Consider the following 14,346-nt stretch of genomic DNA (forward strand, 5'->3'; position numbering starts at 1 on the left):
CCGATGCTCGGTTACAACGTTCCGGAGCCGGACGAGGCGATGTTGATCTCCGGCAAGAAGGCCAGTGAGGGCGGGGCGCCGTTCGAGGTGGTCGTGGGACACGGCAAATGGGTGATGCCGTTCTTCCGGAAGGTGCGCTTCCTGTCGATGGCGTTGCACGAGGCCACCATTCGCGAGGTCTGTGTGACCACGCAGGGGATCCAGCTCAATGTTCGCGCGGTGATCGCGCACAAGGTGGGTTCCGACGTCGTGTCGATCGTCAACGCCGGCCAGCGGTTCATCTCCGAGCAGGAGGCCGAGATGAACCAGCTGACCGGGCAGGTCTTCTCGGGTCATCTGCGGTCGATCGTCGGTTCGATGACGGTCGAGCAGATCATCCGGGAACGTGACACCCTGGCCCGGCAGGTGCTCGAGGCGTCGAAGCGCGAGATGGGATCGATCGGACTGGTCGTCGACTCGTTCCAGATCCAGTCGATCGACGACATGGATTCCGGCTACATCAACGCACTTGCCGCGCCGAACATCGCGAAGGTGCAGCGTGAGGCGGCGGTCGAGCGGGCGCGCGCCGACCAGGAGGCGGCCAAGGCGCAGCAGGAGTCGTTGCGCAACCAGGCCGACTACGAGCGCGAGACCGCGATCAAGCGTGCCGGGATCAAGTCCGAGACCGACAAGGCGAATGCCGAGGCCGCCCAGGCCGGTCCGCTGGCCGAGGCCCGCGTGACCCAGGAGATCATCCGTGAGCAGTCACTGCTCGCCCAGGCCCAGGCGGATCTGCGTGAGCAGCAACTGATCTCGGAGGTCGTCAAGCCCGCGGAGGCCGAGGCCCGTCGTACCCGCATCCTGGCCGAGGCCCAGGCGCAGGCGGTGGAGATCTCCTCGGCGGCGGCCGCCAAGAACAATCGGATCGCCCTCGACCAGCAGCTGATCGAGCAGTTGCCGCAGCTGGTGGCGGAGGCGGCGAAGGGACTCGGCACTTCCAACCTGACCGTGTTCAACGGCGCGGAGGGTGTGAACGAGCTGATGACCAGCGTGGTCACCCAGGGTGCGGCGCTGCTGCGCAGCCTCCAGGAGGAGATCGCACCGCGGGTCGTCGATCATGAGGACGATCCGGGCCGCGAGCGGTGAGGTCGGCGTCACGGCCGGTGTGGTCGGGGTATCCCGGCCACACTAGGCTGTGGCCATGACCGACCCCGGTACCCCCGAGACCCCGGCCGTGCCGACACATCCTGCGTACGGGCAGCTGCGTCAGGTCACGCCGTATGCCTCGGTGTTGTTGTGCGACAACCCCGGTGTGATGGAGCTCGACGGCACCAACACCTGGATTCTGCGGGCCCCGGGCTGCAAGGAATGCGTCGTCGTGGATCCTGGTCCGCCGCGGCACAAGAAGCATGTCAAGGCGCTCGCGGCCCAGCCCGGTGTGGCATTGACCTTGATCACCCACCGGCACTTCGACCACACCGGGGGAATCGACGCGCTCCACAAACGCACCGGTGCACCCACCCGCGCACGCCTGCGTGAACACTGCCGCGAGGGTGCGCCGCTGCGTGACCGCGAGGTGATCGACGTGGCCGGGCTGCGGATCACGGTGCTCTACACCCCGGGGCACACCGGTGACTCGGTGAGCTTCCTGGTGGAACTCGACGGTCATCGCGCGATGATCACCGGCGACACCATTCTCGGGACCGGGACCACCGTGATCGATCCGTCGGACGGCAGCCTGCGGGACTACATGGGATCGCTGAACCGCCTCATCGTCGACGGCGCCGACGCGGTGCTGCTGCCCGCCCATGGCCCCGACCATCCGACGCTGGAGCCGGTTGCGCGGTTCTACAAGGCGCACCGTGAGGAGCGGCTCGACCAGATCCAGGCTGCTCTCGACGAGATGGGCATCTCGGCCCGCAAGGCCAAACCGATGAAGGTGGTCCGCAAGGTGTACGCCGACGTCGACTCGAAGCTGTGGCCGGCCGCGCGGATGTCGGTCAGGGCCCAGCTGGAGTACCTCCGCGAGCACGAGTAGGCACCGACTCCGGACAAGCGAACGTCACCGACCCGCGACGGCGGAGCCGGCGCAGAGCTGTTGAGACAGCGACGTCACCGACATCGTTTGCGCCGCGCCGCGATGCAGGAGGAAGCGGCGGAGCGGAGCGACGATGTCGGTGACGACGAAGAGTGGTGCTTGTGGGCGCAAGCCCGCGACGGCGGAGCCGACGCAGAACTGCGGTGTGGTGCTTGTGGGCGCAAGCCCGCGACGGCGGAGCCGGCGCCGAGCTACCGTGCGCGGCGGGCGAGCCGTTCGCTGTCGGCGATCAGCACGCTCTTGCCCTCGAGTCGCAGCCATCCGCGCTGGGCGAAGTCGGCGAGCGCCTTGTTGACGGTCTCACGGGAGGCGCCGACGAGCTGGGCGATCTCTTCCTGGGTGAGGTCGTGGGTCACGCGCAGCGAGCCACCCTCCTGGGTGCCGAAACGCTGGGCGAGCTGGAGCAGCTGCTTGGCGACACGACCGGGCACGTCGGTGAAGATGAGGTCGGCCAGGTTGTTGTTGGTACGACGCAGGCGGCGGGCGAGGACGCGGAGCAGCTGTTCGGCGATCTCCGGACGATCCTTTATCCACGCACGGAGGGCGTCACGGTCCATCGATACCGCGCGGACCTCGGTGACCGTCGTCGCCGACGAGGTCCGGGGGCCCGGGTCGAAGATGGACAGCTCGCCGAACATGTCCGACGGGCCCATGATCGTCAGCAGGTTCTCACGGCCGTCGGGCGAACGACGACCGACCTTCACCTTGCCGGACAGGATGATGTACAGCCGGTCGCCGGGCTCGCCCTCGTGGAAGATCACATGTCCGCGGGGAAAGTCGACGGGCTGAAGCTGCTTGGTCAGTGCCGCGACGGCCGAGGGCTCAACGCCCTGGAATATGCCCGCCCGCGCCAGTACTTCCTCCACCAAGGAGTCCCTTCTCACTCAAAAACCGGTGGCGTACCCGGAACGGCACACCACCTGCAACGCTACTCTCGCCCCAAGCATATGTGTTGAATGGGTCACTGGCAGGTCTTTACGAACGTGTATCCGGCGAGGACGCTCAGCCCGCTCGGCGGGTCCGGAGCTCCTCGAGGGCGGCGGGCATTCCCTCGCGAGCGAGGGTGTCCACCCCCTGGGCGTCGGTGGCCTGGAGAAACTCCTCGACGTTGTCGCGGTTGACCGCCACCCGGTCGGTCCAGGCCTGGACCTTCTCCATCCCGAGTGCGAAGAGCATCAGCACCGCCGGGAACAACAGCACGGCAAGTCCTTGCATGGGGAACAGTAAACACAACCTGTTCGGTGTCTCCCAACCCGGAAGCGCCGTGGTGACCCACTTGTGACCTAACGGTCGCCTGCCGTGACCCACGCCGCGGAACGTCCACCCGGCCGGAATCGCTAACCTGGATCAGATGGCCGAGCGCAAGGTGCCGGCGTCGGTGCCACCGCCGACGCGGATCAGGACCGAAACCCACCTGGGGCTGGTCCGTCGTGCGCGCCGGATGGACCGCGCGCTCATGGTGGCCTTTCCGCATGTGTACTGCGAACTGGACTTCACCACTCCGCTCGAGTTGTCGGTGGCGACGATCCTGTCGGCCCAGTGCACCGATGTGCGGGTGAACCAGGTCACGCCGGCGCTGTTCGCGCGCTATCGCACGGCCCTCGACTACGCGCAGGCCGACCGCACCGAGCTGGAGGAGATGATCCGTTCCACCGGCTTCTACCGGAACAAGGCCACGTCGATCCTCGGACTCGGGCAGGCTCTGGTGGAGCGGTACGACGGTGAGGTACCGGGCCGGCTGAAGGATCTCGTCAGCCTCCCGGGCTTCGGTCGGAAGACCGCGAACGTGGTGTTGGGCAATGCTTTCGGTGTGCCCGGTATCACCGTCGACACCCATTTCGGCCGACTGGTACGTCGCTGGGCGTGGACGGAGGAGACCGATCCGGTGAAGGTCGAGCACGCCGTCGGCGCCCTCATCGAACGCAAGGAATGGACCGATCTGTCGCATCGTGTGATCTTTCACGGCCGGCGCGTATGCCACGCCCGCACACCCGCGTGCGGGGTCTGCATCCTGGGAAAGGACTGCCCGTCGGTGGGAACCGGTCCGATGGACAAGAGTGAGGCCGCGGCCCTGGTGAAGGGTCCCGAGACCGAGCACCTCCTCGCCCTCGCGGGAATCGGGGACTGATGGACGACACGTCGAACCCTGATCCCGACAGCCCGGATCGGGGCGACCCCGAACGGGCCGACACCGACCGGGCCGACACGGGATCCGCCGGCACCCCGATACCGCCGGGCACCGGTGGATCGCATGCCTCCCGGTTCCCGCCGGCGGCACGCTGGACGCTGGTCTTCTTCATCGTGATCATCGCACTGGTGGTGGCGATCTGGCCCCGCGGCGGCGAGTCGCAGACCACGTCGTCGGACGTGCAGGTGCGGCCCTCGGGCGCATTGTCGGCCACCGACCTGCAGGTCGACGACTCCGAACTCGCCCGGGCCCGCGCCGACGCCGCGCTCGCCCCGTGTCCGCAGACCGGGGTGCCGGTGGGGGCGGGAGCAGTGCTCGCGGACGTCGTCGCACCGTGTCTGGCGTCGGGTGCGCCCTACGACCTCGGTGCCGGTACGGCCGGCCGGCCCGTGGTGATCAACATGTGGGCGGTGTGGTGCCAGCCCTGCCGCCGCGAACTGCCGGTCCTGGCCGAATACGCCCGCCGCGCCGGGGATGCGGTTACGGTGCTGACCGTGCACGCCCGTGAAGGCGCCGGCAACCCGTACCTGGTGCTGCGATTCCTCGCCGAGCTCGGCGTGCACCTGCCGACCGTCCTCGACCAGGACGGCATGGTCGCCGCCGCCCTGCAGGCGCCGCGGGTCTTCCCGTCGACCATCATCCTGCGGGCCGACGGCACCATCGCGAAGGTCGCACCGCAGGTCTTCGAGGATCCCCAGCAGATCGCAGACGCCGTCCGTGACGCCACCGGGGTGACCACGTGAGCACCGGGCAGCAGGACACACCAGGGCAGAACCGGGGCACACCCCCGGAACCCCACATCGGCCCGCTGGTGGCGCGGGAGGCGATCCCGCCGTGGATGCGTCCGCTCACCGACAATGTCGCCGCGGTCCGGGAGAGTGTGCTCAACCGGGGCGGTGACCGCGACCGCTGGGCCACCATGTTCGGTGCGTCGCGCCGCTCGGCGGCCGTGTTGATCCTGATCGCCGGCACCTGGGACGCCGACCCCACCCATCCCGGCGGGCTTCCCGCCGACGCCGACGTCCTGCTCACCGAGCGTGCCGCCACCCTGCGCCAGCACAGCGGACAGGTCGCCTTCCCCGGCGGCAGCTTCGATCCGGGTGACGACTATCCGGTGGGTACCGCGCTGCGCGAGGCGGACGAGGAGACCGGGCTGTCGGCGACCGGCGTCGACATCCTGGCGACCCTGCCGACCTTCCCCGTCCCGCCGTCGGGCTTCGACGTGACCCCGGTGGTCGCGCACTGGAGCGCACCGAGCCCCGTCGGGGTGGTCGACGAGGGCGAGACCGCGCGCGTCGTCCGGGTCTCGTTGCGCGAACTCCTGGCCCCCGAGAACCGTTTCCAGGTGCGCCGGGAGGTGATCGGCGGACAGGACTACCTCGGGCCGGCGTTCTTCGTCGACGGCCTGCTGGTCTGGGGGTTCACCGGCGGTCTCATCGCGGCGATCAGCGACGCCGCCGGCTGGGACCGGCCGTGGGACCACTCCGACATCCGGCCCCTGGACGCGATGATCGAGCTGGCCGGCAGCCGTCAGGAGTCCGGATTCGCCGCCGTCCACCCGCGACACCTGCACCACCTCGCCGACCCCGACGGTCAGGGACGTCGATGAGTGCGGCGACCTGGGTCGATGTCATCGTCGTCGGGTTGGCGCTGCTCGCCGCGATCAGCGGCTATCGCCAGGGTGCGGTGGCCTCGGCGCTGGCCGTGCTGGGTGTGCTGCTCGGTGCCTTCGCCGGAATCCTGTTGGTACCCCACGTGATCGAGCGCATCGACGACCAGACGATGCAGTTGCTCGCCGGGGTCGGGGTGCTCGTGGCCCTGGTGGTGATCGGCGAGGTCGCCGGCATGATCCTGGGCAACGCGGCCCGCGGCGGCATCCGGTCCCGGGAGTTGCGCGCCGTCGACAGCGGCGTCGGCCTGGTGCTGCAGGCGCTGGCCGTCCTGGTGGCGGCGTGGCTGCTGTCGACGTTGCTGGTCAGCGCCAACTCGCCCACACTGACCCAGGCGATCGAGGGGTCGAAGGTGCTCGGCGCGGTGGACCGCGCCGCACCGGCCTGGCTGTCGGAGAAGCCGCGACAGGAGTTCGAACGGCTCCTCGGCGATTCCGGACTGCCCAGCGTGATCCGGTCGACCAACGAGAGCGTCGTCGAGCCGCCCGACGCGACCCTCGAGGACTCGAAGGCGGTGCGCCAGACGCGGGCGAGTGTGGTGAAGATCGAGGGCGAGGCGCCCCGGTGCCGACAGGCACTCGAGGGAAGCGGTTTCGTCGTCGCCCCCGGTCTGGTGATGACCAACGCCCACGTCGTCGCAGGCACCGACTCGGTCCGGATCGAACAGTCCGACGGCGCGGACGTGACCCCGAGCACCTACGAGGCCGAGGTGGTGCTCTTCGACAGCGCGACCGACATCGCGGTTCTGCGCGTCGACGGACTCGACACCCCGGCCCTCGACTTCGCCTCCCGTCCGGGGAGCAGTGGCGACGACGCCATCGTGATGGGCTATCCGCAGGCCGGTCCGTTCCTGGCGACCGCCGTGCGCATCCGCGAGATCCGGGACCTGCCGACCGCCAACATCTATCAGGACCGACAGGTGACCCGTGAGGTGTACACCGTGCGCGGGGTCATCCGCCAGGGCAACTCCGGTGGTCCGATGATCAACACCCGCGGCGAGGTGCTCGGGGTGGTGTTCGCGACGTCGGAGAACCCGGCCGACGAGACCGGCTATGTGCTCACCGCCGCGGAGGTCCGGGAGGACCTCACGATCGCGCAGGACCGCTATCGGCCGGTCGCGACCGGAGCCTGCGTCCGCGAGTGACCCGGTCGGCGCCGACCCGCGGATCCGACGGCGACTCGAGGAGCTCGATCAGCGCGGCGTTGACCGCGTCCGGCTGTTCCTGATGCGCGAAGTGTCCGCTGCCGGCGATCTCGACATGGGTCAGCGGATCTGCCCACACCCGGCCGGCACGCGCCGCGTGTTCGGTGATGAACGGGTCGTCGGTGCCCCGCAGCGACAGCGTCGGGATGTGCAGCTGCCGATGCATCAGCCGCATGAACCGGATGCCGTCGGGTCGGAACTGCGACCGGTAGGCCCACCGCTGGTACTCCAGACTGGAGTGGGCGACGTACGGGATCTGGATGGCCGAGCGGTTGCGGGTGAGCGCCTCGGCGAAGTCGTCGGTGGCCCGCCAGGCCTCACCGGACAGACCGGTGAGGTAGCGCGCGATGAACGAGCCGTCGCGGCGGGTGAGGCGGTTCTCGGCGAGGCGCGGCAGCTGGTTGTAGAGGAATCGGGGGAGGAACGACGACCGCTGATCACCGCGGAACAGCACGTCGTGCCGCAACGCCCGTGGATGGGGGGAGGCGATCACCGCGATCCGGCGTACGACGCGCGGATGCAGGGTGGCCGTCGCCCAACAGACCAGGCCGCCGTCGGCGTGCCCGACCAGCGTTGCATCGGTGTGCCCGAGCGCGCGGATCAGGCCGTGGGTGTCGCCGGCCAGCGTCCAGCCGTCGTATCCGCGTGGGGGTTTGTCGGAGTCGCCGTAGCCGCGTAGGTCCACGGCCACCGCCCGATATCCGGCCTCGGTCAGCGCGGTCAACTGGTGACGCCAGCTCCACCAGAACTCTCCGAATCCGTGGAGCAACAGCACCAGCGGGCGGTCGGCGGTGACCTGCCCGACCTCCACGGCGTGGAACCGCACCCCGTTGGCGCGGACGTCGAGATGCCGCCAGGCCCCGGGGAGCCGGACGGTCGACGGATCGGGTGCGGTCACCCGTCAGCCTTCGCGGGCGGGCGGAATCCTCGGATGGTCGGCCGCAGGCACCGATGCCTGGACGTGACCGGTGGTGGAGCCCGACGTCGGCAGCACCGACGAGATCTCCTTGACGCTCTCGATGGTCTTCTTCGGGCCGCGCACCTTGCGGAAGAACAGGTAACCCACGATCGCCACCACCACGGTGATCACGACCAGCAACACGAAGACGATCAGGAACGAGGCCCAGCGCGGCAGCCACTCGTCGAGCAGCTCGGCCAGGAAGAAGAAGAAGAACAAGCTGGCGTACAGCGCGGTGACGCCGGCGACGATCAGTGCGCCGGTACCGGCACCGGCCTTCTTGGCCTCGCCGACGAGCTCGGCCTTCGCCAGGGCCACCTCGGCGCGGACCAGGGTCGACATGCTGGCGGTGGCGTCTTTGACCAGGTTGCCGATGCTCGGTTCGCCGCGGGGCCCGAGATCTGCATCGGACAGCGGGATGGCGGGGACCGGTCGGCCTGCCGGTGCAGACTGGCCGTTCTCGTTTCGGCTCACAGCATCCTCCGTATCTGGGGTGTGGGGCATATGTTGCCATGCCACCCCGGGGGCGTGTTCGGCCACCGACACGGCGGCGTGCCCATCGGGGCCGACACAGCGGTGCGCCACCGGATTGGGGGCTTCCGGTGGCGCACCTGTTCATGGGCCGTCAGACGGCTGCAGGGTCAGGCCTTTTTGGCGCGGATGGCCTCGAACACCGATGGGTCGACCAGGGTGGAGGTGTCGCCGAGGTCGCGGCCTTCGGCGACGTCCTTGAGCAGGCGCCGCATGATCTTGCCGGAGCGGGTCTTGGGCAGTTCGGGGACGACGTTGATCTCGCGGGGTTTGGCGATCGGGGAGATCTCGATGGACACCTGTTGGCGCAGTTCGGCGATGAGGGTGTCGCCGGTGTTCTCCACGCCCTCACGCAGGATCACGAATGCGACGATGCCCTGGCCGGTGGTGGGGTCGGCCGCGCCGATGACGGCGGCCTCGGCGACTCCGGAGTGGCCGACGAGGGCGGATTCGACCTCGGCGGTGGAGATGCGGTGGCCGGAGACGTTCATGACGTCGTCGACGCGGCCGAGGACCCACAGGGCGCCGTCGTCGTCGAAGCGGGCGCCGTCACCTGCGAAGTACCAGCCCTGGTCGGCGAAACGTGACCAGTAGGTCTCCCGGTAGCGTTCGTCGTCGCCCCAGATGCCGCGCAGCATCGACGGCCACGGCTGGTCGAGGACGAGGTAGCCCTGTTCGCCGTGGGTGACGGGTTTGCCGTTGTCGTCGACGATCTGGGCGGAGATGCCGGGGAGTGGTTTCATCGCCGAGCCGGGCTTGGCGGCGGTGACGCCGGGCAGTGGGGAGATCATGATGGCGCCGGTCTCGGTCTGCCACCAGGTGTCGACGATCGGGGCGGTGCCGCTGCCGATGACGTCGCGGTACCACTTCCAGGCCTCGGGGTTGATCGGCTCGCCGACGCTGCCGAGCAGGCGCACCGACGACAGGTCGTGGGCGTCGGGGATCTCGCGGCCCCACTTCATGAAGGTGCGGATCAGGGTGGGGGCGATGTAGTAGATGGTGACGCCGTAGCGCTCGATGATCTCGAAGTGGCGGTGTTCGTCGGGGGAGTTGGGGGTTCCTTCGTAGATGACCTCGGTGGCGCCGTTGGAGAGGGGGCCGTAGACGAGGTAGGAGTGGCCGGTCACCCAGCCGATGTCGGCGCCGCACCAGAAGACGTCGCGGCCCTCTTTGTGGTCGAAGACGTAGTGGAAGGTGTAGGAGGCCTGGGTGAGGTAGCCACCGGAGGTGTGCACGATGCCCTTGGGCTTGCCCGTCGTACCCGAGGTGTAGAGCAGGAACAAGGGGTGCTCTGCGTCGAAGGACTCGGCCTGGTGGGTGGGGGATTGTTCGGCGACGGTGTCGTCCCACCACACGTCGCGGCCGTCGACCCAGGGCAGGTCGGGGTCGTGGTTGGTGCGGCGGACGACGAGGACTTTTTCGACCGAGGCGGCGGCGTCGGTACCGGTGCCGAGGGCTTCGTCGACGGCGGTCTTGAGCGGGGCGGGCTGGCCGCGCCGGTACTGGCCGTCGGTGGTGATGACGAGTTTGGCGGAGGCGTCGTCGATGCGTGAGCGCAGGGCGCCGGCGGAGAATCCGGCGAACACCACCGAGTGGGTGAGGCCGAGGCGGGCGCAGGCGAGCATCGAGATGATCGCCTCGGGCACCATCGGCATGTAGATGGCGACGCGGTCACCGGCGACGAGGCCGATCGCGGTGAAGTAGTTGGCGGCCTTGGACACCTCGTCTTTGAGTTGGGCGTAGGTGATGTCGCGGGAGTCGCCGGGCTCGCCGACCCAGTGGATCGCGACGCGGTCGCCCTTGCCGGCATCGACGTGGCGGTCGACGCAGTTGACCGCCACGTTCAGTGTGCCGCCGACGAACCATGTGGCGAAGGGGGCGTCCGACCAGTCGAGGACCTGCCCGAAATCGGTGTCCCAGTCCAGGCGCCGGGCCTGCTCTGCCCAGAACTCCAGTCGGTCGGAATCCGCGTGGTCGTACAGTTCGGCGGTGCCGTTGGCCTGGGCGGCGAACTCCGGGGTCGGCGGGAAACCGGGGACGGTCTGTGGGGCAGATGCGGTCATCGTGTGCATGGCCTTTCGCTGATCGGCAATTCGTCCGGCGTGCGACGGCCACGGTGATGCGACCTCGCAGGGATTCTCATTGTGAGGGTAGTCACGTTGGATGGCCGTTGCAGAAGGGGATGGGCCCCCACGTGCGGTGAAAGGGAGGCAGGGCTCGATGAACGGCGCATTCGTGCGCGATTAGGGTGACCAGATGTGAGCACCGATCCGTTGGCACCGTTGCTGGACCTGCCGGGCGTTCGGCCGGCGGCCGACGAGGCGCGGGACGCCCTCGGCGCGGTGCATCGTCACCCCGCCAATCTGCGCGGATGGGACAAGACCTCCACCGAGGCGTCGTGGCGGGCCGGGCGGTCGTCGGCGGCGATCGACGGTGGCAGTGTGGAACTGCGGCGCGACGGCGACTTCGACGACCCGATCCTGGCCGGTGCCATGCGCGTGGCCCAGGCGCTCGACGGCGATGCGCTCGATTCGCTCACCGCGGTGTTCCGGCGGGCCCCCGCGCAGGCCTTCGCGCGCCTGCACATGCTGGCCGCCGCCGACCTCGTCGACGATCCCGACGAACTGGGTCGTCCACGCGCCGGCGCCGACGTGGCCGCCCGTCTGGACCTGCTCGCCCAGCTGATCACGGGTGCCACGTCGGTGGCCGCCCCGGTCCTCGCCGCGGTGGTGCACGGCGAACTGCTGAGCGTGCAGGCGTTCCCGACCGCCAACGGTGTCGTCGCCCGTGCCGCATCCCGGCTGGTGTGCACGTCGTCGGGTCTCGACCCGCACAACCTCGGTGTGCCGGAGGTGACCTGGCTCAAGCGTCTCGGCGAGTACCGCTCGTTGTCGGCGGGATTCGGGACCGGTCGCGCGGAGGCGCTCGCGGCGTGGATCATCTTCTCCTGCGAGGCGTTGACGGGCGGGGCCGCGGAGGCGAGATCGATCGCCGACGCCGCGCGCAGCTGAGCCGGCGATCGGGCCGAAGGCGATCAGGCCGAAGGCGTGGGGGCGCAACCTGCTCCGGAACGCACTGCGGGCGGCGCTCGGTCTGTGACCGGTCGCCGCCCGCGTAGCACGGACCCAAGTTACCAAGCGTGCTTGGTGGGTTGTGGGTATCGCCTCGGCGAGGGACCGCGCCCCATCTCTGGTGGATCTCTTTCCGGCGCAGCCATTCTCGTGCCCATCACGACGCCATCAGATGATGTCGTCGGCGCTGTCCGAGGGTCGAGGCGCTGCCATCCAGAGTCACGTCAAGATGCCGCGATATCGCAGGCGCACAACACTTGTGCCTTTAGGTGGCTCGCTCCGCGTGGGTACTTGCCGCCCGTGCTGGGAAGTGCTCGGAGAGGGGGTTCGGCCCTTCTCTTCCGGATCGAACTTTGCCTTCCGAGATTTCCGTAAGACCCTTTCTACACCGTGACCGCGATCACATCAAGGGGAAAGGCGACGAAGTTCGTACCCACCGCTCTGGAGGGTCTGATCACGCTGGTGCGCAACGACTTTGCGAGATGGTCCCCGGCGTGTCGGTCCGCCGTCCGCCGGGTCGGCGGGAGCCGAGGAGCCGACCGAGGGCGCATCCCGCGATCACTCCGGCACCCACTGCCCCGACCATCGTCGCCGCCGCGATCGCCGGGCCCGCATCGGTGCGATCGCGGCGTCGTGGGGCGCTCGGGGTGAAGTCGAGGATCGGCCAGCCGTTCTCCTCGGCGTGGCGGCGCAGCCGGCGGTCGGGGTTGACCGCCACCGGGTGCCCGACGGCGGTCAGCATCGGCAGATCGGTGATGGAGTCGGAGAAGGCGAAGCTCGCCGCGAGGTCGTAGCCGTGCTCGGTGGCCAGGCCGCGCATCGCCTCCGCCTTTCGCTCTCCGTAGCAATAGAATTCGATCTCGCCGGTGTAGTGGCCGTCGGTGACGGCCATCACCGTGGCGCGGATGTGGTCCACGCCGAGCATCGCGCCGATCGGTGCGGCGAACTCGATACCGGACGCCGAGACCAGGACGACATCGCGGCCGGCGTGGCGGTGGTCGGCGATCAGGTCCTCGGCCTCGGCGTAGATCAGCGGGGTGACCACGTCTTGCAGTGTCTCCGCGACGATTCGGCCGACCTCGTCGACGTCCCAGCCCCGGCACATGCTCGTGATCGACCGGCGCAGGCGTTCGACGCGGCTGCGGTCGTGCTCGATCCCGAGCCCGACATTGCCGTAGACCGAGCGGACCAGGGTCCGTCTGTCGAGCAGTCCCGCAGAGTAGAAGTGCGGGACGAAGGCGAGTGCGCTCGATCGGGTGATGACCGTTTTGTCCAGATCGAAGAAAGCTGCAGCCCGGGAAGCAGGGGCGTGGTAGAGGCGACCGTCGCTCACACGGGCAGATGGTACGACGCCGACGGGCACTATAAGTCGAGTTCGGATATCTCGTGGTTCACGACTCGGCGAAACGGACATCGAAGTGACCTTCCTGCAGTAAACCCGCAGGCAGTGATACGAAATCGGCAAGTCGTATCGTTTGCTCGGTGTGTTTGCGGAGAAGCGTCGAAAGTGTATAGTCGTGTTATCCGGTCTTCGGGCCGGTGCCCTTCAGCCCGACCCCCCGGGGCTGAAGCGCGATGACCCCGGCCTCCTCCCCCCCTGGCCGGGGTCGTCCTCTATCTGGGGGTCGAAACATCCACTGCTCGCTGCTTGGGATCATCGGTCGCCGGAGGTCCGCGTACCCGGTGTTCGCGAGTGGGCCACCCGGCGTGGCTTCCTCGGCACCTGTCGTGTGCTGGTCGAGCGCGATGTCCCGGCGATGGCGAGGCGCCCGGACATCGGCCGGAGTGGGGCACGATTGCCGGTGACCACGGTGGTCACCTCGGCCCCTGCCGTGCCGTGATGAGATGGCGTTCGAGCCCGCCCACCAGCACGTCGAGGCCGAACTCGAATTCGCGATCATGGTCGAGTGCGGCCAGGGAACTCGCCGATTCGGCGACATTGTGCAGGCCCGCCGACAGCAACTCGTCGCGCCGCTCGACCAGCCCACCCCGGTTCTCGACCTGGTAGTTCTTGTCGGCGAAGTTCTTGTCGGCGAAGGTCGGGCCGACCGAGGACTCGCGGAGGACGGTGCCGACGAGAAAGGCGAAGACGCTCCGGAAGCCGTGTACGGCGTCGTCGGCGGTGAAGCCCGCTGCGCGCAGGACCCCGAGGGCGGAGTCGGTCAGGGCCAGGCCGGTCATCGAGCCGAGTTGTCGGGTCAGCAACAGCACCGCCACCTGCGGCTCGGCGGCCGCGGCCTGCCGGAATCCGAGTGACAGTTCCCGGATGTCGGTCGCCAGGTCGCCGGTGGGTGTCGGCCGTGGCAAGGCATCGAGAAACCGCAGCGCGACGCCGTCGAGCAGTTCGTCCTTGTTGGCGAAGTGGCGGTACAGACTCATCGCGTCGACACCCAGGACGAGCGAGATCGCACGCATGGTGAGCTTGTCGGTCCCGCCCTCGTTGATCAGGCCGGCAGTCGTCTCGAGGATGCGTTCCCTGCTCAGGCCCACCTCCGACTTCCGTGGACGGCCGCGCCGGGGCCGGGTGGGCGCCGTGGGTGTTCCCTCGGACCGATCGACATTCATGCGTGGCATTCTCGCGTACCCCCTTGTGGCAATTAAGTCTACCGTGTAGACATTCTATCTACGACGTAGACATATCCGGAAC

At 68.8% G+C, this 14,346-nt stretch carries 14 protein-coding genes; 7 read left to right on the plus strand and 7 right to left on the minus strand.

What is annotated here, in order from left to right; all coding sequences use genetic code 11:
- Window positions 1–3: 3 nt before the first annotated feature.
- Both ACWDUA_RS08415 and ACWDUA_RS08420 read left to right on the plus strand, forming a co-directional pair.
- Entirely contained in the window at window positions 4–1,125 is a 1,122-nt protein-coding gene (locus tag ACWDUA_RS08415; RefSeq protein WP_449750556.1) for an SPFH domain-containing protein, read from the plus strand.
- Between the two features lie 55 nt (window positions 1,126–1,180).
- Window positions 1,181–2,017: an MBL fold metallo-hydrolase gene (locus ACWDUA_RS08420; RefSeq protein ID WP_449750557.1), complete on the plus strand. Its 837-nt coding sequence runs from the start codon at window positions 1,181–1,183 to the stop codon at window positions 2,015–2,017.
- Between the two features lie 251 nt (window positions 2,018–2,268).
- Here the strand turns inward: ACWDUA_RS08420 and ACWDUA_RS08425 are convergent, their stop codons facing one another.
- Together ACWDUA_RS08425 and ACWDUA_RS08430 are read right to left on the minus strand one after the other, a co-directional pair.
- The gene (locus ACWDUA_RS08425) at window positions 2,269–2,943 is read right to left on the minus strand and encodes a Crp/Fnr family transcriptional regulator (protein ID WP_006373149.1); all 675 of its coding nucleotides are present in this window, start codon (window positions 2,941–2,943) and stop codon (window positions 2,269–2,271) included.
- 136 nt (window positions 2,944–3,079) lie between these two features.
- Entirely contained in the window at window positions 3,080–3,292 is a 213-nt protein-coding gene (locus tag ACWDUA_RS08430) for a hypothetical protein (RefSeq protein WP_449750558.1), read from the minus strand.
- 136 nt (window positions 3,293–3,428) lie between these two features.
- On the opposite strand from ACWDUA_RS08430, the gene nth reads away from it, so the two are divergent.
- The 4 genes from nth (at window position 3,429) to ACWDUA_RS08450 (ending at window position 7,079) form a co-directional block, all read left to right on the plus strand.
- Window positions 3,429–4,205, plus strand: a complete 777-nt coding sequence (gene nth / locus ACWDUA_RS08435; protein WP_449750559.1) for an endonuclease III — start codon at window positions 3,429–3,431, stop codon at window positions 4,203–4,205.
- Entirely contained in the window at window positions 4,205–5,008 is an 804-nt protein-coding gene (locus tag ACWDUA_RS08440) for a TlpA family protein disulfide reductase (protein ID WP_449750560.1), read from the plus strand. Before nth ends, ACWDUA_RS08440 begins: the two co-directional genes overlap by 1 nt.
- Window positions 5,009–5,103: 95 nt before the next feature.
- Window positions 5,104–5,874, plus strand: a complete 771-nt coding sequence (locus ACWDUA_RS08445; protein WP_449750730.1) for an NUDIX hydrolase — start codon at window positions 5,104–5,106, stop codon at window positions 5,872–5,874.
- The gene (locus ACWDUA_RS08450; protein WP_449750561.1) at window positions 5,871–7,079 is read left to right on the plus strand and encodes a MarP family serine protease; all 1,209 of its coding nucleotides are present in this window, start codon (window positions 5,871–5,873) and stop codon (window positions 7,077–7,079) included. The genes ACWDUA_RS08445 and ACWDUA_RS08450 overlap by 4 nt, the downstream gene beginning before the upstream one ends.
- On the opposite strand, the gene ACWDUA_RS08455 is transcribed toward ACWDUA_RS08450, so the two are convergent.
- The 3 genes from ACWDUA_RS08455 to acs form a co-directional block, all read right to left on the minus strand.
- Window positions 7,021–8,037 carry an alpha/beta fold hydrolase gene (locus ACWDUA_RS08455; RefSeq protein ID WP_449750562.1) on the minus strand — a complete coding sequence of 339 codons (1,017 nt, stop codon included), beginning with the start codon at window positions 8,035–8,037 and terminating at the stop codon, window positions 7,021–7,023. The two genes, ACWDUA_RS08450 and ACWDUA_RS08455, sit on opposite strands and share 59 nt — an antisense overlap.
- Window positions 8,038–8,040: 3 nt before the next feature.
- Window positions 8,041–8,571, minus strand: a complete 531-nt coding sequence (locus ACWDUA_RS08460; RefSeq protein WP_449750563.1) for a phage holin family protein — start codon at window positions 8,569–8,571, stop codon at window positions 8,041–8,043.
- 167 nt (window positions 8,572–8,738) lie between these two features.
- Entirely contained in the window at window positions 8,739–10,691 is a 1,953-nt protein-coding gene (gene acs, locus ACWDUA_RS08465; RefSeq protein ID WP_449750564.1) for an acetate--CoA ligase, read from the minus strand.
- Between the two features lie 195 nt (window positions 10,692–10,886).
- Between acs and ACWDUA_RS08470 the strand changes: the two genes are divergently transcribed.
- Window positions 10,887–11,639 (plus strand): oxidoreductase, encoded by a 753-nt coding sequence (locus ACWDUA_RS08470; protein ID WP_449750565.1) that lies wholly within the window; start codon window positions 10,887–10,889, stop codon window positions 11,637–11,639.
- A gap of 514 nt (window positions 11,640–12,153) precedes the next feature.
- On the opposite strand, the gene ACWDUA_RS08475 is transcribed toward ACWDUA_RS08470, so the two are convergent.
- Window positions 12,154–13,032, minus strand: a complete 879-nt coding sequence (locus ACWDUA_RS08475; RefSeq protein WP_449750566.1) for an HAD family hydrolase — start codon at window positions 13,030–13,032, stop codon at window positions 12,154–12,156.
- Between the two features lie 482 nt (window positions 13,033–13,514).
- Complete coding sequence (locus tag ACWDUA_RS08480; protein ID WP_449750567.1) at window positions 13,515–14,264, minus strand: TetR/AcrR family transcriptional regulator; 750 nt, start codon at window positions 14,262–14,264, stop codon at window positions 13,515–13,517.
- Between the last annotated feature and the right edge of the window lie 82 nt (window positions 14,265–14,346).

The sequence above is a fragment of the Gordonia sp. NPDC003376 genome (assembly GCF_053589235.1).